Raw genomic sequence first — 22,183 nt, forward strand, 5'->3', positions numbered from 1 at the left:
GACTCCATACATGGCATGTTATTGATTAACGTTGATCGATTCGGCGTGGCCTCGGCTGGGCGGGCCTCGAAGTTCGCCCGCCGCACGGCCCGCTACGCCGCGTGGACGCGGCGGTGGGGCCGCCTCCCGGGCCCGGGGCCCGCGGCGTAGACGTCGGCGGCGGCGAACTCGAACTCGACGTCGCAGCCGCAGCATTCGGCGAGGGGGCGCGGGCCGGCGGGGCCGGTGATCATGGCGACTCCGCCGCCGCAGAACGGGCAGTCGACGGCCAGGTGGAGGTCCTCGGCCTCCAGGTCGTCGGGCCGCCCGGAGCGGGCCTGGAAGCCGAGGCGGCGGATCACGGCGAGCGGCTCGCCGGTGCGGCGGGAGACGGTGCGGTCGAGCTGGGACTGGGTCACGGGTGGCTCCTCATGGGTGGGAGGACGGATCCGGGCCGCACGACGCGCCCGGCGGCTTGGGGTCTGGTGGGTCTTGGTCGGTCACGCGCGGCGCGCGATCAGCAGGGGGGCGCGAGCCGGTTGGATTCCAGCCACGCGAGCTCGGCCGCCACGGCCTCGCTGCGACGGGCGAACGGCCCGAGCGTCGGGCCGCCGGAGGGGCTCAGGTCGGCCGTCCAGCGGCCCTCGGCGTCGGGCTCGACATGGCTGGCGCGGGCGATCGTCGGGCGGCCGAGGGCCGCCAGGTCGACGGCCTCGGCGTAGACGGCCCGGACGACGCCGCGGGAGTCGACGATCAGCCGCATCAGGCGTCCCCCGGAGCGGCCGCCTGCCGCAGGATGCGGCGGCGGGGCCGCTCGACCAGCATCCCGTCCAACGCCGACTGCACCCGGGACAGCTGCGTCGCCACCCGCCGCCGCAGGTCAGGGGCCTCTCGCAGGTCCCTCGGGCCCACGCCCCGCACGGCCGACCGGGCCCGATCCACCAGCTCGTCGAGCTGGGCGTCGCTGCGGACGTTCAGGGCGCGGAAGCGGTCGAAGAAGTTGCAGAGGTTGTCCACGGCGGAGTCGCGGAAGACCTTGGGCCGGCCGTCGTCGCCGACGCCGTCGAGCCGCTCGGCGAGGCGCTCGACCAGGCGGGCGAACTCCTCGGCGAACGCCCGCTCGGCCAGCTCGACCGCCTCCTCGAACCGCGACTCCATCCGCGCCCGCTCGCGTTCGTACAGGGCCGGGCTGAGCCGCGACAGATACTCGGGCGGCTCGACCGACGGGAAGTCGCACGAGACCGCGAACAGGCCGACGAGCGTCGCCGGGTAGTCGGCCGGGTCGTACAGGCTGCCCAGGCGCTCGGCGGCGGCCCGCCGCAGGTCGCCGTAGCGGCGGTCGAGCTCGGCGACCGCCTCGTCCAGCTCCCCCTGGAAGTCGACGATCCGGCGGGCGAAGTCGTCGACCTGGTTCTTGCGGATCAGGCGCACGCCCGGCTCGGGGAAGGGCAGCGACGTCTCGCGCCAGTACGACCGGATGCGACCCCGGACGGCCGTGACGGCGCGGAAGGCGGGGTGGCCGACGTCGAGCAGCCGCTTGCCGGCGCTGAGGCAGGAGCCCTCGGCGTCGAAGGCCTCGGCGGCGCGGTCGCGCTGCGGGGCGGTGAGCGCCTTGCGGGTGCCCAGCCAGGTGAAGGAGACGCGGGCGGCGGCCGTCTCGGTTCGCAACCGTCGGGCCGGGGCGGCGAGGTCGTCGGGAGGGGCCGCGGGCGGCCCGTCGGCGAGGTTGAGCAAGGTGGTCATGGCGACTCCGGTGGTGATGAAGAAATGGAGGGATGCGAAAGTGACAATCAGTTATCCGACGGCGCGCCCCGGCGGACCTCGCGGCGAGGGCCGTCGAGCGTCGACCCGCCGCGCGTGTAGACGCCGGGCCGGTCGGCGGCCAGGCAGCGGCCCGAGGCCCACGACCGCAGCCGCTCGACCGACTCGCCGGCCGTGACCGCCACCGGCACGACGTTGAGAGCCGCGTCGACCAGGGGGACGTCGAGGAGGGCCGCGAGCCGGCAGCAGGCCCGGATCTCGGCGCCGGTCCAGTCCTGGTCGCGGGGACGGCGCTGGGCGGGGTCGAGCCCGAACCGCTCCGAGTGCAGCCGCCAGATCAGCTCCCGCTCGCGGGCGTCGGGCAGGTCGATGAAGTAGACGGCGTCAAATCTCTCCGCCCGACTGAACTCCGGCGGCAGCCTCGAGACGTCGTTGCAGGTGCCGATGAAGAAGACGTCCGACATATGATCGGACAGCCACGTCAGCAGCGAGCCGAACAGCCGGGCGCCGACGCCCGAGTCGCCGTGGGAGCCCGAGGCCGCGCCGCCCAGGGCCTTCTCGACCTCGTCACAGAACAGAATGCACGGCGCCATCGCGTCGGCGATCCGCAGCGACTGCCGGACGTTCCGCTCGGTCTCGCCCACGAGCGACCCGAGCAGCGCCCCGACGTCGAGCGAAAGCGTGGGCCGGCCCGTCTCGGCGCCCAGCGCCTTCGCGAACTGCGACTTGCCCGTGCCCGGCACGCCCAGCAGGAGGATCCCGCGGGCGCCGACGCCTGCCTCGCGGCCGGGCCGAAGGGCCTTCGAGCAGAACGCCTTGAGGGCGCTCAGCCCGCCCAGGTCGGCGAACGTCCCGCCGCCGCGCTGCAGCGTCAGCAGGCCGGACTTCTTGAGCACGCCCGACTTCAGCTCCCAGAGCGGCCCGGCCGCGACCCGGCCGTGGCGCACGAGCGAGAGGCTGACCGCCCCCTCGGCCTCGAACCGCGTGAGCCCGGCGGCCGCGTCCAGGACGCGGCCCAGCTCGTCCTCGGGCATCTCGCCCGGCTCGGAGGCGATCGAGCGGGCGATCGCCTCGAGCTGGCCGAGGCCGGGCAGGTCGTGCTCGATCACGACGAACTGCTTCTCCAGTTCGACCGGGATCTGCACCACCGGCGACAGCACGACCACGAAGGTCCTGGCCTGCTTGCCCGAATGGATCCGCGCGTCGAGGGCCTGGACGACCTCGGGGCTCGCCAGGAAGCGGTGGAAGTTGACGAGCACCAGCAGCGCCGCGCCGTCGGGCGCGGCCATGGCATCCAGCGACCGGATCGCCGTCAGCGGGTCGGCGGCGTCGACGCCGGCGACGGCCGCGCCGGCGAGGGCCCGCAGCCCGCCGTCGACGTCCCAGGCGGCCAGCGACCAGCCCTCGGAGCGGCAGAGGTCGGCGATCTCGGCCAGGGCGTCCTGGTGCTCGGCCGACCGGATCCACAGGCCGGTGAAGCAGGCGCGCACGTGCTCCGCGAGGCGCTCGGCGAGCGTCATCGGATTCTCCTCGATGGTGAAGGTGAAGTGGGGTGGAGAAGTGTGAAGGGGCGGCGTCAGGTGGACTGCTCGAGCCGCGGCGCGGCCTGCAGGCCCTGGTGGAACTCGGCCGTCAGCGTCTCGGCCGTCCTGAGGCCCAGGGCCTGCTCGACGAACCGACTCGCCTCGCGGCAAGCCGCCCCGGCGAAGCCCTTCGTCCGCACCGTCGCCCCGCCCTTGGAATCGACGACGATCTCGATGGTCTTGCTCATGACGCACCCCCGACCGCGATCGTGAGCTTGATCGAGCCGTCGGCCAGGGCGTGCTCGACGACGCTGCAGCCCCGCTTCCTCGCCTCGATCTTGGCCTTCTCCACCGCGTAGAACTGGACCAGGCGGTCCAGGTGCTCCGGCGCCCCCCAGGCCCCGTCGAAGTTGTCGTAGCGGACCCGGCCGGCGGCCGCGTCGACCACCACCGGATAGAGCCATCCGGGCAGCCTCACGAGCAGCCCGGCGGCCTCGCCGGAATAGAGCTTGGCGACGCCCTGCACCGGCTCGGCCAGGCCGAGCCGCCGGCAGGCGGCCGCGACCGCCGCCGGGTCGCGCAGCTGGGTCATGATCGTCACGATGTGGCTCACGGATCACCCTCTCGAAGTAAGTGAAGCAAGGCGTCGGATCGGCTCGCCCGGCGGGCAAGGCTAAGTCCTTCGGCATGGGTCTATGACGCGATATCGGCGGAAATTCAGTGACGTCGACTTTCTCGACGTCTCCAACGCCGCTCCACGAGCGATCGAGCCATGCAAGGACGTTCATGGCCCCCCTGCCCTCTCGGCTCCGAGTCGGCAGACGGAGCCGGTCCATCGTCGCGACGGGGCGGCCCCCTGTTCCGCCGACGGAGGTCGGTCGCGAGCCCCCGGATGTGAAAGCTCGCCGCTCCGACGAGGACGACCTGCTCCCGGGGGGCCGACTCGCCTCGGCCGTACGGCCCCACGGCGAGGTGCCGGAAGGGCCGGGCTTCGCCGAGCTCAAAGCGATTTAACCGATCGTTCTGGGACTCGACGTCGAGTCTTCCTGCGTCGAGGATGGCCGCTCGTCCGCACCGACCGCCTGCCGCCCGAGCGAGCAGCGAGATCCATGCTGGCCAGGGATGCGGTCATGTGAACGGCGGTGAGAAAACGGTTCTCCCGCACTTTCGGTGGCCGAGTCGCGTATCACCGATGGCCCGAAGGCGACGGTCGTCTTCGGTGAGATCAATCGCGGAGCTTCTCGCTGACATCGTCCGGCCCCTCTTTCCTCCTACCGGAGGGCTTCCGCCTCGACCACCTCGCCCTCGAGGGCGACTCGATCATCGCCCACATTACGCCGACCTCGCCGACCGCCGCATGTCCGACCTGCGGCTGCTCCTCCCCGCGGGTCCGCAGCCGGTACGTCCGACGGCTGGCCGACCTGCCCTGCCGGGGGAGTGAGGTCCGGCTGCTCCTGACGGTCCGGCGGTTCGTCTGCACGGTCGAGACCTGCCCGAGACGCATCTTCGCCGAACGACTTCCCGGCCTCGCGGGATCCCGGGCGAGGGCGACGGAGTCGCTCAGGAACGCTCAGGAGGCCATCGGCGACGCCCTCGGCGGCGAGGCCGGCTCTCGTCTCGCCGGCCGCCTGGCGATGTCCGCCAGCCCCGACACGCTGCTACGCCGGGTCAGGCTCCGGTCCCGCGAAGTGCCCACGACCCCCCGGGCCCTCGGCGTGGACGACTTCGCATTCCGAAAGGGGGCCCGCTACGGCACGATCCTGGTCGACCTGGAGACCCGCCGCGTCATCGACCTGCTCCCCGACCGCGAGGCGACGACGCTGTCCGCCTGGCTGCGGGCTCGCCCCGGGATCGAGGTCGTCGCCCGGGATCGGTCCAACGCCTACGCCCTGGCTGCCGGCGAGGCCGCCCCGGCCGCCGTGCAGGTGGCCGACCGGTGGCACCTGCTCAAGAACATCCGGGAGGCCCTTCAGCGGGCCCTGCAGCAGCGATCGAGGGCGATCCGGGAGCTGCCGGGCGGTGCGACCGGTAGCCCGGAGCCGGGTGGTGGATCCGACCCGCCGGCGAGCCGGCCGGAGGCGGGGCGGTCCGCGAACCAGGAGGCGCGGCGATCCCGATTCGAGGAGGTCCGGCGGCTCCACCGCGAGGGGGCGTCGCTGCGGGCGATCACCCGCGCCGTCGGCGTGCATTACCGGACCGTCGAGCGCTACGTCCGGTCCGAAGCGTGCCCCGACTGGCGGCCCGGCCGCCGGGGGCCGAGCCGGCTAGACCGGTTCGCCGGCCACATCCTCCGACGGCTGGACGAGGGGTGCCGGAATGCGCGGCAGATCCGCCGCGAGCTGCTCGCGAAGGGCTACAGAGGGGCGATCAGCACGGTCCGGGAGTACGTCCGGCGGATCGAGGGCGAGCGGGGCGCGGCCCCGCCGGCGGCGGCCCCGGCGACCGACGCTCCCCGCGCCGAGACGCCCTCGCCGCGCCGGCTCGCGGCCCTTGCGGTGATCCGGCCGAGCGACCGCCCCGAGGACGGGCAACGGGCCCTCGACGCGCTGCGCGAGGGGGATGAGGCGCTGCGGGAGTCGCTGGAGTTGACCGAGGGGTTTGCCGCCGTCATCCGCGGCCGCCGCCCGGATGACCTGACCGGGTGGCTGGCCCGGGCCGAGGGCTCGTCGGTGCCGGAGATGCGGTCGTTCGCCCGCGGTCTGCGCGGGGACGAGGCGGCGATCCGTGCCGGGATCGAGCTGCCGTGGAGCAACGGCCCGACCGAGGGGCACGTCAACCGCCTCAAGGCGATCAAGCGGTCGATGTACGGGCGGGCCCGATTCGACCTCCTTCGGGCACGCGTTCTCGCAGCCGGATAGGACCCGATCACCGAAAGTGCGGGAGAACCACTATCCCGCCGCCGTTCACACGTGACACCGGCGGGGCCAGGGTGACCGTATCGACGCGGCAATTTCCTGATAGTGCGGCATGGCACGCGACGACGAATAACCGATTATCGTCGTCGCCGAAGTCAGGGCGATTGCGCCACGATGGGTGATCTGCGAAGATCTTGAGGATCGGCCTGTGGCGGCCGGGCCGGTGCCCGGTGGACAGGCCGGCCGAGACCCTCGATCATGCCGACGCCCGGAACCGATCCTGCCCCTTCCATCCGCCTCCAGGACCATTTCGCGAGCCTCGCCGATCCGCGACGCCGCAAGGTCACGTATCCGCTGATCAACGTCGTCGTCATCGCGGTCTGCGCCGTCGTCGCGGGTGCCGACGATTTCGTCTCGATCGCCTTGTGGGGCCGCGAGCGGCGCGACTGGCTGTCGAAGTTCCTCGACCTCTCGGCGGGCGTACCCTCGCACGACCGCTTCAACGCGATCTTCCGCGCCCTCGACCCGCGCGCCTTCGAGGCGTGCCTGCTGAGTTGGATCGCCGCCCTTCACGAGGCGACCGCCGGGCAGGTCGTGGCGATCGACGGCAAGACGCTGCGGGGGAGCTTCGACCGGGCCTCGGGCAAGTCGGCGATCCACATGGTCTCGGCCTGGGCGACGGCCGCCAGGCTGAGCCTGGGCCAGGTGGTCGTCGACGAGAAGTCCAACGAGATTACGGCGATCCCCGAGCTGCTGCGCCTGCTGGAGTTGGAGGGCTGCCTGGTGACGATCGACGCGATGGGCTGCCAGGTCGAGATCGCCCGGGCGATCCGCGGACGCAAGGCCGACTACGTCCTGGCGGTGAAGGACAACCAGCCGACGCTGCATAGCGGGGTCGAGGACTTCTTCCTGGGGCACATGGAGGACGACTTCGCCCGCGTGAAGGTCGGCCGGCACGAGACGAAGGAGAAGGGCCACGGCCGGACCGAACATCGGTCGTACTACGTCTGCGTTGCCCCGGCCGACCTCCCGGACCGCGAGCGGTGGCCGGACTTGGCGGCCATCGGCGTGGCGATCAACGTCTCGACGCGCGACGGCAGGCCGAGCGACGCCGTGCGGTATTAAATCCTCAGCCGCCGCCTGGACGCCGAGGCGTTCGCGGATGCGGTCCGAGGCCACTGGGGGATCTCGATGTCCCAGTGACCCCGGACGAAGCCCGCGATCTCCGCCGCCGTCCCCGCGTAGCTCGTCAGGTAGTAGTGGCTGGTGCTGGTTCGCTCCCCGCCTACCTCCCGCTCCCGATTCACCAGGACCACGGCCGACGCGTCCGGCCAATCGGGCGGTAACCCCGACGGGTCGTGAATGACCGTCACGTAGCGCTCCTCGTGCCGCCCGTGGCCGTCCTCCACGTCCTCGTGCCCGTCGGACCGGACCCCGACGAAGTCGGCCTCACAGGCACGGTCGAGCACCGCCTCGACGGCCACCCGCAGCGTCGGCTGGTTGTCCTTGACCGCCAGCAGGTAGTGCCCCTCCTGCTGGCGGATGATCCGGGCGTTCTCGATCTGGCATCCGGCCGCGTCGATGGTCACGATGGCCCCGGCGAGGTCCAGCGTTCGGAGCAGCTCCGGGATCGCGGCGATCTCGTTCGAGCCTTCCGCCACGCTCGCCGTGCCGAGGACCAGGCGGTTCTCGGCGGCCCACGCCGTGACCACGTGCAGGCATCCCGTGGCCGTGTTCCTCTTGGCCCCCCGGGCCGACTTCCCATCGATGGCAACGGGGATCAGCCCGTTCGCCTCGCATGCCGCCGTCATCCACCGGCCAAACGCCTCGGCGAACGACACGGGGTCGAGCTTGGCGAACACCCGCTCGAACGTGTCCGGGCTGGGGATGCCGTTGTCGAGCGGGAGGAACCGGCGGAAGAACTCGGCCTTGGTCCGCCCGTACTCGGCGATCGCCTCCCACGACTCGGCCCCGCCGATCACCGCACACGTAGCGATCACGAGGATGTCGGTGAGGCGATGGAGCTTGTTCTTGGTCTGGCGACGCGGGTCGGGCAGGTCGTCAAACACGGCCGTGAGAGGCATGTGCGGCATGGGGCTCCTCCCGATGACGGCCGCTGAATCCCTCGCTGTTGTCGCGTCGCGGCCCAGGCAGGTGGGATGCCTTCAATCGGATTGGTTGGTCGTTCGGATGGCGGAGCAAGCGGGACAGATCTGGTAGAGGATCTGGAGGCTGCCGCAGTTCGGGCCCCAGAGGTCCCGCGCCTCGGGACGGCCCTCCTGGAAAATCGCGAACGTCCGCAGCGACGACGCCCGGCCGTGGTTGCGACACCCGGGGTCCGGACAATCATCGACCGGGGAGCCCTGAGTAAACGGGAGGGAATTACCTTCCCTGAGATAGCTGTCCGGGGTCTCCCAATCGCTGATGTCAGGGTCGAAGATCCCCTCCTCGACGACGAAGCGAGCCAGGTCGGCGAACTGCTCCTGCGAGAGGGCGTCGTACCCGAAGACTCCGGCGTAGAAGCAGGCGTGTTTGGGGTTGCTCGGGTCGTACGCGCGTTCCTCGAGCACGAGCGGCGAAGCGGGAAGGCGCTCCGGATATTTGTCGTAGGGAAAGCCATCCCACGCTTTCGTTTCGCCTTGGTGGAGGATCTTCACCTCCCGGTCGGAGATGACCCGATAGCCCAGGTTGCAGGCCCCGTACCGGATGGCACAGAGTAGGGGGAGCCATTGCACCCCCGGGATGGTGACGCCGACGGCCGGATCGGTGGTGTTGAGGCGGAGTAGAAGATGGACCGCCGGCTCGCCGCTGAAAGCCGCCAGGCCTGCGTAGTCGCTCGCACCGCCGAACACGTGCCCGTATTCCGAACCGTGGCCACGTTTGCCACGGAAGACCTGCCTACTCGCGGGGTGGTACAGTTCCAGGAACATCGCTTTCTCCCGAGTGTGCGAGGGCAGGCACCGCCAGGATAGCGGCAGCACCTCGGCTAGCTGAGGGAGAAGGCCAGATTAGCCGAAAACCGTTACGGCGTCAGCCTTTCATAGTGCGGTAACCCTGCGGAAGGGAGTGGCCGGTTGTGAAACCGGCATCCTCACCGGCCAGGAACGCGATCGTCTTGGCGACATCGTCGGGACGGACCAGCCGTCGCATCGGCGTTGCCGCGGCGAACTCGCGCATCCGCTCGGCCGTGAATTGCTCGGTCACCCTGGTTCCCTCCACCGTGGCCGGTGCGACGAGGTTGGCGGTGATCGCGTGCGGCGCCAGTTCCAGAGCGACGTACCGTACGAACTGGTCCAGGGCCGCCTTGGCGGTGCCCAGCGTGATCATCCCATCGCGCGCATGACGCGACAACCCCGTGCTCATATAGATCAACCGACCATATCCGCGCGATATCATTCCAGGGACGACGGCCTTCGTCCTCAGGAACGCGGCGCGCAGCTCGCTGTCCAGCTTGCCGCCGAGCTGTTCCCAGCTCAGTTTGGCGAACGAGGTGATGGCGAACGGCGTCATCGCATTGTGCACGAGCACGTCCGTCCCACCCCATCGCCGATCGATCTCATCGACCATGGCCGTGACGTCGTCAGGCACGGTGACGTCGGCCTTGATCGCCACGGCTTGAGCACCGGACGCGGCGATCGTCGCCACCACCTCCTCGGCCTGTGGTGCACTGGCGCGGTGATTGACGACCACCCGGTATCCCTGTTCGGCCAGCTCCAATGCGGTCGCCGCACCGATTCCCCGGCTGGCTCCCGTGATCAGGGCCACTCGAACCATGATCCTCACCTCCTCGCAGGGCTGGCCTCTGTTCTGGACTGGGACAGGTCCACACGATCGGGATCGGTTCGGTCATGGTGAGGATCGCGTGGGCGGACGCCGGGCTGTCCGATCACGCCCATCCCTCCTTCGGCCCCTCGGCGCCGAACCAGCGTTCCGTGATCACTTTCTTCCGCGTGTAGAAGGCGACGGCGTCGGCGCCCTGCGTGTTGTGATAGCCGTAGATGGAATCCTTCCAGCCGCCGAACGGGAAGAACCCCATCGGTGCCGGCACGCCGACGTTGACGCCGAGCATCCCGGCCTGGATGCGTTCGCGGAATGTGCGGGCCGCCGCCCCGGATTGCGTGAACAGGCAGGCCGTGTTGCCGTATCGGCTGCGGTTCGTCAGCGTGATCGCCGCGTCCAGGTCCGGGGCGCGCATGACGCTCACCACCGGGCCGAAGATCTCCTCCCGGCCGACGAACATCTCCGGCGTCACGTCGTCGAAGATCGTCGGCCCGAGGAAGCAACCTCGAGGCCTGTGGGATGCGGTTCGGGAACGGCCGTCGAGGCGAAGCCGGGCTCCTTCCGCCACCCCTCGCTCGATCGCAGCCCGGATCCGCTTCTCCTGCTCCGGGTTCACCACGGGGCCGAGCGTCGCGGCGTCGTCCAGGCCGTCTCCCAGCTTGAGTTCGCCCGCCGCGCGGAGGAAGGCGTCGACGACCGCGTCCTGCCGCGCCCGATCGCCGACCGCCACCAGCACGCTCCCGGCGAGGCAGCGCTGTCCCGCGGAGCCGAAGCACGACCCGATCAGGTCGGGCAGGATGCGTTCCAGGTCGGCGTCGGGCAGGACGAGCAGGTGGTTCTTCGCCCCGCCGTGCGCCTGGACGCGCTTGCCGTGGGCCGCCGCGGTGCGGTAGACCGATTCCGCCGCGGCGGACGTCCCGACGAAGGAGACCGCCTGGACGTGCGGGTCGGCGACGAGCCGCTCGCTGACGTCCTTGCTCCCCTGCACGACGCCGACGACGCCCGGCGGCAATCCGGCGTCGGCGAACATCTCCACGAGCCTGGTGCCGGTGAGCGGCGCCTTCTCGGCGGGCTTGAGGATGAACGTGTTTCCGCAGGCGACGGCGACCGACATCATCCACAGGGGAATCAGGGCCGGGAAGTTGAACGGCGGGATGCCGACCACCACGCCCATCGGTTCGCGGAAGGTGAGGCAGTCGACGTCCCGCGAGACGTCGGACAGGGTCTGGCCCATCATCTGCGAGGGGATGCCGCAGGCGAAGTCGACGACGTCGAGCCCGCGTCGCAGCGAGCCGCGGGCCTCGCTCAACAGCTTGCCGTTCTCGCGGACGATGCCGTGCGCCACGTCCGAGAAGTTCCTCTCCAGCAGCTCCCGGAACTTGAACAGGACGTGGGCCCGATCCGGCGCCGGGGTGGCGCGCCAGCCGGGGAAGGCCCGGGCGGCGGCGGCGCATGCCTCGTCCACCTGCTCCGGCGCGGCCTCGCGCACCGGCGCCAGCATCTCGGCCGCGTCTGCTGGATCGTAGATGTCGCGGCTCGTCACCCCGCGGCCCTCGACCCAGTTCCCGCCGATCAGGTTCAGCGCGGAAGCCGGACGCGAGGGTGTTGCAGGCGAACGATCGGCGGAAGCGATGGGGCTCATGAAATCCTCCGGAAGCTGAAGAGCCAGCTCACGGCCGGCGTCGCCGACGAATTGATCGCGATCGCTGGTCAGACGCCGGCCGGTTTCCATGCCCATCGGCACCGTCTCCTTTCGGCTCCTCCCGATTCATCAGCTCGAGTATTCGCGTCTCAAAATCGGCGCTGGCGCCTACCGATTAGAGCTTTCCTTTCCGGTCGACCAGATTCAAGGGAAATGCTGCGTTTCCGGCGGAGCCTGGTTCACCGGTCCAGGGGTCGAGTGCAGCTCGATTGTCGGGAGCAGGCGTTCGAGCCTCACTCGGTCGTCGGCGGCGTTGGGCCGTTCGATCCAGGCCGTCCCTCGGCCTCACCAATGGCCGGCGTGCGCGCCGCCGTCGACGTGCAAGGTCTCGCCGGTCACGAAAGCGGCCGACTCCAGATACAGGACGGCGTCGACGATCTCCTGGATCTCGCCCATCCGCCCCAGCGGGTGCATCGCGGCGAGGGCGGCGAGGGTCTCGGCGGCGTGCATCGGCGTCTTAATGTTGCCCGGCGCCACTGCGTTCACGCGGATGCCCCGATCCGCGTATTCGATCGCCAGCGACCTGGTCGCGGCGTCCAGCCCTCCCTTGGTGAGCGAGGCCAGCACCGACGGGACTCCCTTGACCGGCTGGCCGACGAGCGTCGTCGTCATGTTCACGATGTGTCCGCCGCCCTGCGCGAGCATCTGCCGGACGACCCGTTGCGAGACGTAGAAGAATCCGGCCAGGTTCACCGAGATCATCCGGGCCAAGTCGGCCTCAGTGTAGTCGGTGAACGGCCTGGAGATGAAGATTCCGGCGTTGTTGACCAGCGTGTCGACGCGGCCGAACTTCGCGACGGCGCCCTCGATCACCCGGTCCGCGACCTCCGGATCGGCGATGTCGCCCGCGATCGTCAGCATGTCCGCCGAGTCGGAGAGCTCGATGGAACGCGAGTTGGCCACGACCCGATAGCCGCGGTCGAGGAACCCTCGGACGAGGGCCGCTCCGATCCCCTGCGACGCGCCGGTGATCACGGCGACCCTGGGCGATGAACTCATGGCGGACCTCCATCTGCTGAAGACGAACCGCAATCCTGATGCCCCAAGAACCGATCGCAATCAACATGGCGACCTCAAGCCGCGTGACGCCGACACGGTCCTTCCTGCTCCGATCAAGGGTCGGACCAGAACACGACCCCGGGCGGCGCATCCGGCTCGTCCACTTCGGAGTCGAACTGGACGGCCGCCTCGGTACTCTTGGCCCAGCCCGGCATCTCGCCTCCCGATGTCGGCGGAAGGATGTCCGTGGCCTCCAGCCGGCTTATGCGGGCCGGCTTCTTCTTCCGTGGAAGGTCATCCGCCGTAATCGGGCAGGACGTCGGAAGAGCGCTGATCCTGAATCTCGTCCGTTCGCAGCTCGCCGAACCGCCCGGCTTGCTCGAAAAACCGCGCGTCGTGGCGATCCGTCGCCTCCTGAAGACGGGCCTCGCGACGGGCCGCCAGAAGGATCAGGGCGAGCGTGACCAAGAGAACCGTCGAGGCTCGGGGCTGGGGGCGGCTATCCCGGTCGGCTCGATCCGCGACCTTCGCATCGAGGTTTCATGTATATTCGACGATTGGAGAAGCCGATGAAGGGCCGCGCCTTCGATTGCGACCCGGGATATCCGAGGCTATTCTCCCTGTTTGACCTCTGCCGGAGAGATCGCGCTCGGCTGCTTCTTCTCCCCGGCGCGTCGGGCGTGCGATTCCGAATAGACGGGGGAACGGACGCGGAGCACCGGATCGTCCGAAGGCGCCATACCCTTCGGCAACACCAATGGGTCGAAGAAGATGTCCGTTGCGGCGCTGGACTCCTCCGCCTCGACTCGATCGAGCGTCAACAAGCCGACGTCCACCTGCTCGCGGTCCGCCGGCCAGCCGATGCTGGGGTCGTTGGTGGGATCGCCCGGTCTCCCGACGATCACGATCAAACGCCATCGAAGCGGTCCCCGATGGATCTGCTTGATGAGCTCGTCGAACAGGTAATTCCTGTCGGGGGGGGGTCGCCGGCCGCCTCGAACGGTTGCGTCGGCCTCAGGATCCACCGCACCGGAGTCGTCTCGCCCGCCTTGTTCGTGAAGAGAAACGTATTCAGGCCGTGGAAGGTCGTGTCGCCGAATCCGGAGGAACGCGGCTCGGCGGCGATCTTCCTGAGCACCTCGACCGATTCCGGGTGGCGTTCTTCGAAAGCCTTCACCCGTTCGGGATCGGGCTTGCCGGTCGCGGGATCCTGCTTGAACGCGAGCAGCCGCTCGAAGAAGATCTCCGGCGTGCGGACGGGAAACAGCGGGAAGTTGATCAGCGCGGTCCGCCACACCTCGCCGTCGGGCGCCGAGAACTGGAGCCCGAGGCCGCGCCTGGTGGTCGACCTGTCGGGCTGGTACGGCTGCCCGCCATCGAGGGAGAAACGCCCGATCACGGGCACGCGTCCCGGTTCGAATACGGCGGCCCTGCAAAGGCGGCCGCCGGTGCCGTTGCTCTCGAAGACGCCGGAAACCCCGAGCCCTTTCGCATGATTGCGCCGGAAACCGGGATGGACGCCGTCGACCTGCTCGAACCGATCGACGATCCGCGCGGGCGTGACTGCGCCCTGGCCGAACGCTTCGCCGACTTCGGCGAAGGACCCCGCGACGGCCGCGACGGCGACGCTTATGAAGGTCGATCGCAGCGGCGATCCGATCACGCTTCGTCGCTCGGTCCCCTCTGGCTTTCCAACAAGTTGCGACACGATATGCTCCTCCAATCGAATCGTTCGTCGTGCTGAGATTTCGAAGTGGTCGGCCGTTCGTCGCGATCGCGGCCGCCGGCGTCGCTCAGGCCAGGAGTTTCAGCAGCGCCACGGCCCCCGCACCGGACGAGGCCGGGTTCTGGCCGGTGACGAGCCTCCCGTCGGTGACGGCGAAGCTCGCCCAGTCCGCCGCCTTCTCGTAGAGGCCGCCGAGGCGCTTCAGCTCGTCCTCCACGAGGAAGGGCACGACCTTGGTCAGGTGGACCGCCTCCTCCTCGCCGTTGGTGAAGCCCGTCACACGCTTGCCCTCCACGAGCGGCCGGCCCTCGAACCGGACGCGGTGGAGCACGCCGGGCGCGTGGCAGACCGCGGCGACCGGCTTGCCGGCGTTGTAGAAGGCCTCGATGAGGGCGATCGAGGTCGGATCCTCGGCCAGGTCCCACATCGGGCCGTGGCCGCCGGGATAGAAGACCGCATCGTAGTCGTCGGCCGAGACGTCGGCGAGGCGCGTGGTGTTCGCGAGGACGGCCTGGGCCGCGGGATCCTGCTTGAAACGCCGGGTCCGGTCGGTCTGGCCTTCCGGCGTGTCGCTGACCGGGTCGATGGGCGGCTGCCCGCCTTTGGGGGAGGCGAGGGTCAGGGCCGCCCCGGCGTCGAGGAACGTGTAGTACGGCGCGGCGAACTCCTCGAGCCAGAAGCCGGTCTTGCGGCCCGTGTCGCCGAGCGTGTCGTGGGAGGTCAGGACCATGAGGATCTTCATCATATGGATCCCTGAGTTCGTGAAATGAGATCGTCGGCTCGTCGCCGAAACTCAGGCGTTCGAGTTTCGTCTCGCCGTGAAGTCTTTTCAATCTTTAAGTCGTGCGAAGGCGGTGCTCGTTTCCCCGGTCGGATAGAATCGAGCCCCGATAGCGACCCCCGGAAACCTCCGGGACTGGAGCGGCCCGCTCCGTGCCTGGTCGAAGAGCCCGAGCCTATGCCGGACGACGCATCCGTCGATGACGAGGACGCGACGGGCGCGTTCGCCCCGGGAGGGCCCGGCGGCCCGCTCGCCGCGCTGGCCGCCCCGATCGGGCCGCTCTCGCGCGTCCACCTGCCGGACGCGGAGGCCGCGGGCGCCGTCACGCCCGTGGTCCAGCCGTCCTCGCCGGAGATGCCGGCGCCGGCCGACCGCTCGGCGAGGGTCCAGCTCCTCGGCGAGATCGCCCGCGGCGGCATGGGGGCCGTCCTCAAGGGCTGCGACCCCGATCTCGGTCGCGACCTGGCCGTCAAGGTCCTCCTGGAGAAGCACCGCGACGAGCCGGACCTGATCCGGCGGTTCGTCGAGGAGGCGCAGATCGCCGGCCAGCTCCAGCATCCGGGCGTCGTGCCCGTCTACGAGCTGGGGTGCTTCTCCGACGCCCGGCCGTACTTCACCATGAAGCTGGTCAAAGGCCGCACCCTCGCCCAGCTCCTGGCCGACCGCCCGACGGTCGACGACGATCGGCCGCGGTTCCTGGCCATCTTCGGCCAGGCCGCCCAGACGGCGGCGTACGCCCACGCCCGCGGGGTGATCCACCGCGACCTGAAGCCGTCGAACGTGATGGTCGGCAGCTTCGGGGAGGTCCAGGTGATGGACTGGGGCCTGGCCAAGGTCCTGCCGCGCGGCGGCGCTGCCGACGACGCCGCGGCCGGCCGCGAAGCGCCGCCGGGGCAGGAGACCGTCATCGCCACAGCCCGCAGCGCGGCCGATCCCGCCGAGGACTTATCACGCGCCGGCTCGGTCCTGGGCACGCCGAGCTACATGGCGCCGGAGCAGGCGCGCGGCGAGGTCGAGGACGTCGACGCGCGGGCCGACGTCTTCGCCCTGGGCTGGATCCTCTGCGAGATCCTCACCGGGCGGCCGGCCTTCACCGGTCGGACCTCCGCCGAGATCCAGCGCAAGGCGGCCCGGGCCGACCTGGCCGACGCCTCGGCGCGGCTGGACGCCTGCGGGGCCGACGGCGAGCTGGTCGAGCTGGCCCGCGCCTGCCTCGCCGCCCGGGCCGACGACCGGCCGTCCGATGCCGGCGTCGTGGCCGACCGCCTGGGGACGTATCTGGCCGGCGTCGAGGAGCGACTGCGGGCCGCCGAACTGGCCCGCGCCGCCGAAGCGGCCCGCGCCGAGGAGGCCCTGCGCACGGCCGAGGCTTCGGAGGCGCGAGCCCGGGCCGAGCGTCGGGCCCGGCGTACGACCGCCGCCCTGGCCGCCTCGGTCGTCGCCCTCGGCGTCCTGAGCGGCGGCGGCGCGGCATGGATGCAGGGCCAGCGGGCGCTGCGAGCGGCTGCCGTCAATCGGGCCGTCAACGAGGCCCTCGGCGAGACGATGCGGCTCCGGGGCGTCGCCCAGTCCGCCGGGCCCGACCCGGGCCGTTGGGAGGCCGCGCTGGCCGAGGCCCGCCGCGCCGCCGACCTGCTGGAGCAGGGCGAGGCCGACGCCTCGCTGCGGCCCCGCGTCGAGGCCGCGCTCCAATTCCTGCGACGCTCCCGCGACGAGGCGGCGGCCCTCGTCGAGCGCGATCGAGTCGACCGCCTGCTCCTGGCCGACCTGACCGACGCCCGGCTCCACGGCTCGACGGCTCATTACGAGGCGTTCGACGACACTTACGCGCGGGCGTTCCGCGCCGCAGGGATCGACGTCGACCGGAGTCCTCCCGAGGCGGTCGGGGCCTGGATCGCCGCCCGATCGAGGCCGGCCGAGATCGCGTCCTACCTCGACGCCTGGTCGATCCCCCGGGCCCAGGTCGGGCCCAAGGACGGGCGCCGGCCGAAGGGCCATCTCATCAAGGCGGCGCGGCTCGCCGACCCGGACCCGTGGCGCGACGTCCTCCGCGTGGGGCATCTGGGCGATCTCGCGGCGCTCCGCGCGCTGGCCGACGACGCGGCCGGCCTGGAGCGACGATCGGTGGTGGATCTCAATCTCCTGATCCTCCTCCTGAAGAGCTTCGACGAAGCCCGCGCCGACCGCGTCCGCGACATCGCCTGGCGGCTCCATCCCGGCGACTTCTGGCTGAACATCGAGCTGCTCCACCGCCATGGGGAAGCCAGGCCCGCCTCGCCCGAGCAGGAACGCTGGCGGCTCGAAGACCGGCTCCGATACCAGAGCATCCTCCTGTCCATGAGCCCGGGCCCCGGCGGCTTCCAACTCCTCGGAGACACGCTGCGCTCGCTCGGACGCCGGGCCGAGGCCGTCGGCGCGTACCGCGAGGCGATTCGCAGGGATCCGAACCACGGCGAGGCGCTGGTCCGCCTGGGCCCGCCGCTCGCCGACGACGGCGAACGCGAGGAGGGCCTGGCGATGATCCGCCGCGCCGCGCATCCGGGGGCCTCGGCGGTGACCTACTTCTACGTCGGCAATGCGCTCGCCCACCTGGGCCTCCTGGAGGAGGCCGCGGAGGCCAATTGCGAGGCCGTCCGCCTCGACGGGGACCGCCTCGGCTCGTCCATCTTCAACCTGGGCTACCTCCTTCGCGACCTCGGCCGGTACGAGGAGGCGGCCGAGACGTTCCGCCGCGCCTCGCATCTGGCCCGGGCCGAAGACCGGCCCGATCAGGTCCGACTGGCCGAGGACGGCCTGCGCGGCGTCGACGTCAGGCGGTCGCTCGTCGCGAGGCTGCCGGGCCTCCACGCCGGCGCCGACCGGCCGAAGGACGACGCCGAACTCTTCGAACTGGCGGGGGTCTTCCACGATCGCGGCCTGAACGCCGCGGGTGCCCGGTTCTTCGAGGCGGCGCTCGGGGCGGCCCCGGGCCCACGGGGGAGCCGAGGGACGTGGAGGGCGACTTCGTCAATCGCCGGAACGCCGCCCGCCTCGCGGCTATGGCCGGTTGCGGACGAGGAAAGGATGAACCGCCTCCGGGACCGTCCGAGCGTGAACGATTGCGATCCCTGGCCATGGATTGGCTCCGGGATCTCGTCCGGCTCGGCCGCGAGCGCCTCGAACACGGCTCGCCCGACGAGCGTGGGCGGCTGATCCAACGCCTGGGCGAGGTCCGCAATGACGACGACCTCGCCGCCGTTCGCCTCCCGCTCTCGCTGGAGAAACTCCCCGCCCCCGAGCGAGAACGATGGAAGGCCCTCTGGGCCGACGTCGACGCCCTGTCGTCCGCGGCCGGTCCGGGAAAGCCGTGAGCACCCTCGGTGGCGAAGACCAACCAGATGTCCCGGATCGCCGTACGACGGCCGCCCGTTCGTGCTGGCTCGCACCGTGAAGTATCTCCGAAGCCCTCGCGACGTCCTTGCGGTCCGCGTCGGCACGGGTGCCTACGCCCGATGCGCGATATTCATCGACGCGACCCCGCAGGAGCCCGAGTGGGAACGCCGCGTAACGTGCACGAAGCTCCTTCTCGCCCGGACGCAAGGGGATGATGGGGACGTGACACGACCTCTTCCTCAAGGCCGATACGCCGTGCGAGGTCTCCGAGGCTGACCGAGATGAGTAGGACGGGTGACGTCGCCGATGGTCGAGCCGGCGAGTGGCGGGCGAGGGCTCGACTCAACCTCCCCCAGGTCATCCCGGCCCTGACCTCTCCCTGCGCCGAGCACCGCTCCCGCCTCCGCAGGACTACCCCGGCGACGGTGTCAGGTCGCAAGGGAAAGCCTCGATGGAGTGATTACTGTCTCAACCTCCCTATCCTCTCGGGATGAACCCGGGGACGCCGGTCTCCACGACGGCGTTGAACCTGACCCGCGTCGTGATTCTTTCGCTGATCTCCCGCACGGCCTCTTCAGGAAGGGCGGAGACCTCGAAATTCTCCTTGATCCGACTTGGGGTCTTCGAGGTGGTCAGGAGGGCCGTCCCGCGCTGGATGGCCCAGCCGAGCAGGACCTGCGCCGGGGTCTTGCCGACTCGCCTGGCGATCGCGGTGATGACGGGATCTTCCAGCAAGTTGGGCTTGCTGCTATGTCCCAGCGCAGCGAAGGCCTGCATCACGATGCCATTCTTCGAGCAATAATCCAAAAGGTCCCATTCCGGAAGATAGGGATGGGATTCGACGTGAACGATCGCGGGCTTGATCCTCGCTGCTTCGAAGATCTCGCTCGCCTGGGCGAGGTTGACGTCGGATAATCCGATGGCCTTGCACCTGCCCTCATCCACCAGGCTTTCCAACGCCCTCCATGTATCCAGCAACGTCACCCCTTCGTCATAAATCATATTGCCGTGCGAATCCCTCGGGTCCTGCTCGTCCCCGGGTTGGAAGGCGAAGGGCGTGTGGATGAGATAGAGATCGACGTAGTCGAGCCGGAGCTTCTCGAGGCTGGCCTCGAATGCCGGCTTGACGCGCTCGGGACGATGGTTGTTGTTCCAGAGCTTCGTCGCGACGAACACGTCCTCCCGCTTGATCTCCCCCGCCTTGAAGACCTCCTCCATCGCCTCGCCGACCTGCACTTCATTTCGGTAGCGCTCCGAAGCGTCGAGCTGGCGGAATCCCGCCTCCAGCGCCGCCTTGGTCGCGGTCCTGGTCGCCACGTGGTCGGGTATTAGCGTCCCGAAGCCGAGGGCGGGGATGGAACCGGATCCATTGTTGAGGGCCATCCTCGTATAGCGAAGGCCGTCGCTCTCTGCCATCGTTCCACCCCTCCGATCGTGATGCGATTCCGTCCGGTCGGCCTGAAAAGCCGACATCGATTCGGTCGTGACGAGGCCGCGTGGGTAGACATCAGCCCTGCTTGGCGCGGCGCGCATCGTCTCCTCCGAGAAGGCCGCCGCCTCGTCCGCGACCCGGGTCGCGCGAGGCCTCCCGCCTCCTTGCGGAAGTGGACGCGGGGCGATCGCTTCAGCGTTCCACCGCGCCCATGTCCTCGTAGCGCGCCCCTGCGGCCGCGCCCTTCGGGGCCGCCTCTTCGATCCGTTTCAGGTCGTCGGCGGTGAGTGAGATGTCGGTTGCGGCTACGTTCTCCTCCAGATTCTTGCGGCGTTTCGTGCCGGGGATGGGGACCACGCCCTCCTGAGCGAGCAACCAGGCCAGTGCCAGTTGGGCGGGCGTCACGCCTTTCGAAGCGGCGATTTCCTTCACCCTGTCCACGAGTTCGAGGTTCTTCTGGAAGTTCTCGCCCTGGAAGCGGGGCCTATGGCGACGCCAGTCGTCCGGCGCCAGATCCTCGAAGCGTCTCAACTGGCCCGTCAGGAAACCCCGCCCGAGGGGGCTGTATGCGACGTAGCCGATCCCCAATTCCCGAATGGTGGGGAGAAGCTCGTCCTCGGGATCGCGGCTCCACAACGAATATTCGGTCTGCAGGGCCGTGATCGGGTGGACGGCATGCGCCCGGCGGATGGTCTCCGGCGCCGCTTCGCACAGGCCGAGGTATTTGACCTTCCCCTGCCGCACCAGTTCCGCCATGGCGCCGACGGTTTCCTCGATGGGGACCTTCGGGTCGACGCGGTGCTGGTAGTAGAGGTCGATGTGGTCGACCCCCAACCGCCGGAGCGAGCCTTCGCAGGCCTCGAGCACGTACTCCGGACGGCCGTTTATGCTGCCTCCTCCCTTGCCGTCGGTGCCGCCCACGAAGCCGAACTTCGTGGCGACGACCACCTGGTCGCGCCGATCGCGGATCGCCTTGCCGACCAGCTCTTCGTTCTTGAACGGGCCGTAGGCGTCCGACGTATCGAAGAGGCTGATCCCCAGCTCGACGGCCCGTTGGATGGTCGCGAGAGACTCGGCGTCGTCGGCGGGCCCGTAGGCGTCGCTCATGCCCATGCAGCCGAGGCCGATTTTGGAGACGGTCAAACCCTGACCGCCGAGTCGGTGCGAGTCCACGTGCTTCCTCCTCGTAAAGGGCGACTTCTCTTCGCCGAGTTTTTCAGGCCGGCCACCTTCTCCGGGGCGTGCTCCGGCCATTCTGAAAAGACATTAAACATCGGCCGAATGCTCGTGTGCAAAGAAAAAGCCGCGTTCCCGGATCGCTCGGGTGCGGTAATGGAATCCGGCCGATATACCTCGGCGGGGTCGTCGCACCGCCAGGTCCGCATCAGGCGTCCTTGGCGGTCGCGGGCGGCCCGGACGGTGTTGTCGCAGACGGTCCAGGCCGGCCGGCTCGCGGCGCGGCCGGGCGGGGCGCCCCCGCCGCCAGGCGACCCGGACGATCCTGGGATCGATGATCGCCAAGCATCCGGGCGTCGGGCGCATCCCGGTCGAGGATGGCAGGGGCGGCCCGCTCGGCCGCTCGTTCCGTAAGAGGCTCTGGCCGACGCTCGTCTTCACACGCGGCGGCCAGGTGGGGAGCCGGCTCGTCCGCCCCGCTTCCGGGGCAATCGCCGAGGGCTTCGCCGAGCCGGAAGCGGATCTCCAGCTTCGACCCGGAACGGCTGGGGGACGTCCCGATCCAATGGCCGCCGACCCGATCCCCGGCGGCGGGCCGCATCGTCCGGGCGATATTCCGTATCATGGACGGCTTTCCCCGCTCGCCGCCTTTCTTACGAGACAGCCGTGATCTCCAAGAAGTCCGCCCGCAGGCTCCTCGACCCCATCAACTCCCTCGCCTGGTTCTCAATGGACGGCTTCTGGCTCGCAAAGGCGCCCTGGCCGGCCTACCCGGCGATGGCCCTCACGCTCGCCACAGGAGGCTTGCTGCTGGCCATGAGCCGCAGGAGGGGAGAAGACCTCGCGCTCAACGCCTGGATGTGGATGAACGCCCTGTGGCTCATCTCCGACCTCGGCGACCTCCCCAAGGTCCGATACGCCGCCATGGCGGTCGGAGGCCTCGGGGCGATCCTGCTCGCGAGCTCGCTGCGACCGTCCAAGCGGCGGCGGCGGCCGCTGCGTCGGTTTCGGAAGATTCGCCGAGCGGAGGGATGAGTTCGACTCGATTGACTTGCAAGCCATTGCGGCGGCCCGTCCTCGCCCGAAGCGTCGATCGA

At 70.0% G+C, this 22,183-nt stretch carries 20 protein-coding genes and 2 pseudogenes; 6 read left to right on the top strand and 16 right to left on the bottom strand.

Annotation, left to right across the window (positions count from 1 at the left end; translation table 11 throughout):
- Window positions 1-92: 92 nt before the first annotated feature.
- From PZE19_RS19315 to PZE19_RS19340, 6 genes are all read right to left on the bottom strand, one after another.
- Entirely contained in the window at window positions 93-398 is a 306-nt protein-coding gene (locus PZE19_RS19315; protein ID WP_277862250.1) for a hypothetical protein, read from the bottom strand.
- Window positions 399-496: 98 nt separating this feature from the next.
- Window positions 497-742 carry a hypothetical protein gene (locus PZE19_RS19320; RefSeq protein ID WP_277862251.1) on the bottom strand — a complete coding sequence of 82 codons (246 nt, stop codon included), beginning with the start codon at window positions 740-742 and terminating at the stop codon, window positions 497-499.
- Window positions 742-1,722 (bottom strand): hypothetical protein, encoded by a 981-nt coding sequence (locus tag PZE19_RS19325; protein ID WP_277862252.1) that lies wholly within the window; start codon window positions 1,720-1,722, stop codon window positions 742-744. The genes PZE19_RS19320 and PZE19_RS19325 overlap by 1 nt, the downstream gene beginning before the upstream one ends.
- Before the next feature lie 47 nt (window positions 1,723-1,769).
- Window positions 1,770-3,260, bottom strand: a complete 1,491-nt coding sequence (locus PZE19_RS19330; protein ID WP_277862253.1) for a Ycf46 family AAA ATPase — start codon at window positions 3,258-3,260, stop codon at window positions 1,770-1,772.
- A 56-nt stretch (window positions 3,261-3,316) separates the two neighbouring features.
- The gene (locus tag PZE19_RS19335) at window positions 3,317-3,511 is read right to left on the bottom strand and encodes a DUF2997 domain-containing protein (protein WP_277862254.1); all 195 of its coding nucleotides are present in this window, start codon (window positions 3,509-3,511) and stop codon (window positions 3,317-3,319) included.
- On the bottom strand, window positions 3,508-3,876 hold the full coding sequence (locus PZE19_RS19340) for a hypothetical protein (RefSeq protein WP_277862255.1): 369 nt from the start codon (window positions 3,874-3,876) through the stop codon (window positions 3,508-3,510). Before PZE19_RS19340 ends, PZE19_RS19335 begins: the two co-directional genes overlap by 4 nt.
- Before the next feature lie 718 nt (window positions 3,877-4,594).
- On the opposite strand from PZE19_RS19340, the gene PZE19_RS19345 reads away from it, so the two are divergent.
- A complete protein-coding gene (locus PZE19_RS19345; protein ID WP_277864372.1) occupies window positions 4,595-6,121 on the top strand; it encodes an ISL3 family transposase in 1,527 nt (508 codons plus the stop codon).
- 255 nt (window positions 6,122-6,376) lie between these two features.
- Window positions 6,377-7,315: pseudogene (locus PZE19_RS19350) on the top strand (ISAs1 family transposase); the annotation flags it as partial.
- A 47-nt stretch (window positions 7,316-7,362) separates the two neighbouring features.
- On the opposite strand, the pseudogene PZE19_RS19355 reads toward PZE19_RS19350, so the two are convergent.
- From PZE19_RS19355 to PZE19_RS19375, 5 genes and pseudogenes are all read right to left on the bottom strand, one after another.
- Window positions 7,363-8,211, bottom strand: a pseudogene (locus PZE19_RS19355) (ISAs1 family transposase); the annotation flags it as partial.
- Window positions 8,212-8,283: 72 nt separating this feature from the next.
- Window positions 8,284-9,048, bottom strand: coding sequence for a hypothetical protein (locus PZE19_RS19360; protein ID WP_277862256.1), 765 nt, complete (start codon window positions 9,046-9,048; stop codon window positions 8,284-8,286).
- A gap of 100 nt (window positions 9,049-9,148) precedes the next feature.
- Window positions 9,149-9,892, bottom strand: coding sequence for an SDR family oxidoreductase (locus tag PZE19_RS19365; protein WP_368411308.1), 744 nt, complete (start codon window positions 9,890-9,892; stop codon window positions 9,149-9,151).
- A 112-nt stretch (window positions 9,893-10,004) separates the two neighbouring features.
- Complete coding sequence (locus tag PZE19_RS19370; RefSeq protein WP_438269997.1) at window positions 10,005-11,540, bottom strand: CoA-acylating methylmalonate-semialdehyde dehydrogenase; 1,536 nt, start codon at window positions 11,538-11,540, stop codon at window positions 10,005-10,007.
- Between the two features lie 345 nt (window positions 11,541-11,885).
- Window positions 11,886-12,599, bottom strand: coding sequence for an SDR family NAD(P)-dependent oxidoreductase (locus PZE19_RS19375; RefSeq protein ID WP_277862259.1), 714 nt, complete (start codon window positions 12,597-12,599; stop codon window positions 11,886-11,888).
- Window positions 12,600-12,845: 246 nt separating this feature from the next.
- Here PZE19_RS19375 and PZE19_RS19380 point away from each other — a divergent pair, with 246 nt between their 5' ends.
- Entirely contained in the window at window positions 12,846-13,172 is a 327-nt protein-coding gene (locus PZE19_RS19380; protein WP_277862260.1) for a hypothetical protein, read from the top strand.
- Window positions 13,173-13,210: 38 nt separating this feature from the next.
- Here PZE19_RS19380 and PZE19_RS19385 read toward each other — a convergent pair whose 3' ends face one another.
- The 3 genes from PZE19_RS19385 to PZE19_RS19395 form a co-directional block, all read right to left on the bottom strand.
- The gene (locus tag PZE19_RS19385) at window positions 13,211-13,510 is read right to left on the bottom strand and encodes a catalase (protein ID WP_277862261.1); all 300 of its coding nucleotides are present in this window, start codon (window positions 13,508-13,510) and stop codon (window positions 13,211-13,213) included.
- Entirely contained in the window at window positions 13,507-14,262 is a 756-nt protein-coding gene (locus tag PZE19_RS19390; RefSeq protein WP_277862262.1) for a catalase, read from the bottom strand. Before PZE19_RS19390 ends, PZE19_RS19385 begins: the two co-directional genes overlap by 4 nt.
- A gap of 130 nt (window positions 14,263-14,392) precedes the next feature.
- The gene (locus tag PZE19_RS19395) at window positions 14,393-15,067 is read right to left on the bottom strand and encodes a type 1 glutamine amidotransferase domain-containing protein (protein ID WP_277862263.1); all 675 of its coding nucleotides are present in this window, start codon (window positions 15,065-15,067) and stop codon (window positions 14,393-14,395) included.
- Window positions 15,068-15,283: 216 nt separating this feature from the next.
- Between PZE19_RS19395 and PZE19_RS19400 the strand changes: the two genes are divergently transcribed.
- Window positions 15,284-18,298: a protein kinase domain-containing protein gene (locus tag PZE19_RS19400; RefSeq protein WP_277862264.1), complete on the top strand. Its 3,015-nt coding sequence runs from the start codon at window positions 15,284-15,286 to the stop codon at window positions 18,296-18,298.
- A gap of 657 nt (window positions 18,299-18,955) precedes the next feature.
- Here PZE19_RS19400 and PZE19_RS19405 read toward each other — a convergent pair.
- Entirely contained in the window at window positions 18,956-19,894 is a 939-nt protein-coding gene (locus PZE19_RS19405; RefSeq protein WP_277862265.1) for an aldo/keto reductase, read from the bottom strand.
- Between the two features lie 208 nt (window positions 19,895-20,102).
- Window positions 20,103-21,083 (bottom strand): aldo/keto reductase, encoded by a 981-nt coding sequence (locus tag PZE19_RS19410; protein WP_368411368.1) that lies wholly within the window; start codon window positions 21,081-21,083, stop codon window positions 20,103-20,105.
- A 337-nt stretch (window positions 21,084-21,420) separates the two neighbouring features.
- Here PZE19_RS19410 and PZE19_RS19415 point away from each other — a divergent pair, with 337 nt between their 5' ends.
- Window positions 21,421-21,756: a hypothetical protein gene (locus PZE19_RS19415; RefSeq protein ID WP_277862267.1), complete on the top strand. Its 336-nt coding sequence runs from the start codon at window positions 21,421-21,423 to the stop codon at window positions 21,754-21,756.
- Window positions 21,753-22,121, top strand: coding sequence for a hypothetical protein (locus PZE19_RS19420; protein WP_277862268.1), 369 nt, complete (start codon window positions 21,753-21,755; stop codon window positions 22,119-22,121). Before PZE19_RS19415 ends, PZE19_RS19420 begins: the two co-directional genes overlap by 4 nt.
- The last annotated feature ends 62 nt before the right edge of the window (window positions 22,122-22,183 follow it).

It is taken from the genome of Paludisphaera mucosa (assembly GCF_029589435.1).
GTDB classification, from domain to species: Bacteria; Planctomycetota; Planctomycetia; order Isosphaerales; family Isosphaeraceae; genus Paludisphaera; species Paludisphaera mucosa.

What these genes read in the sequence shown, in the direction of transcription:
- PZE19_RS19320 (WP_277862251.1), bottom strand. Translation starts at nt 742, where the DNA reads ATGCGGCTGATCGTCGACTCCCGCGGCGTCGTCCGGGCCGTCTACGCC.
- PZE19_RS19325 (WP_277862252.1), bottom strand. Translation starts at nt 1,722, where the DNA reads ATGACCACCTTGCTCAACCTCGCCGACGGGCCGCCCGCGGCCCCTCCC.
- PZE19_RS19330 (WP_277862253.1), bottom strand. Translation starts at nt 3,260, where the DNA reads ATGACGCTCGCCGAGCGCCTCGCGGAGCACGTGCGCGCCTGCTTCACC.
- PZE19_RS19335 (WP_277862254.1), bottom strand. Translation starts at nt 3,511, where the DNA reads ATGAGCAAGACCATCGAGATCGTCGTCGATTCCAAGGGCGGGGCGACG.
- PZE19_RS19360 (WP_277862256.1), bottom strand. Translation starts at nt 9,048, where the DNA reads ATGTTCCTGGAACTGTACCACCCCGCGAGTAGGCAGGTCTTCCGTGGC.
- PZE19_RS19365 (WP_368411308.1), bottom strand. Translation starts at nt 9,892, where the DNA reads ATGGTTCGAGTGGCCCTGATCACGGGAGCCAGCCGGGGAATCGGTGCG.
- PZE19_RS19370 (WP_438269997.1), bottom strand. Translation starts at nt 11,540, where the DNA reads ATGAGCCCCATCGCTTCCGCCGATCGTTCGCCTGCAACACCCTCGCGT.
- PZE19_RS19375 (WP_277862259.1), bottom strand. Translation starts at nt 12,599, where the DNA reads ATGAGTTCATCGCCCAGGGTCGCCGTGATCACCGGCGCGTCGCAGGGG.
- PZE19_RS19395 (WP_277862263.1), bottom strand. Translation starts at nt 15,067, where the DNA reads ATGAAGATCCTCATGGTCCTGACCTCCCACGACACGCTCGGCGACACG.
- PZE19_RS19400 (WP_277862264.1), top strand. Translation starts at nt 15,284, where the DNA reads ATGCCGGACGACGCATCCGTCGATGACGAGGACGCGACGGGCGCGTTC.
- PZE19_RS19405 (WP_277862265.1), bottom strand. Translation starts at nt 19,894, where the DNA reads ATGGCAGAGAGCGACGGCCTTCGCTATACGAGGATGGCCCTCAACAAT.
- PZE19_RS19415 (WP_277862267.1), top strand. Translation starts at nt 21,421, where the DNA reads ATGATCGCCAAGCATCCGGGCGTCGGGCGCATCCCGGTCGAGGATGGC.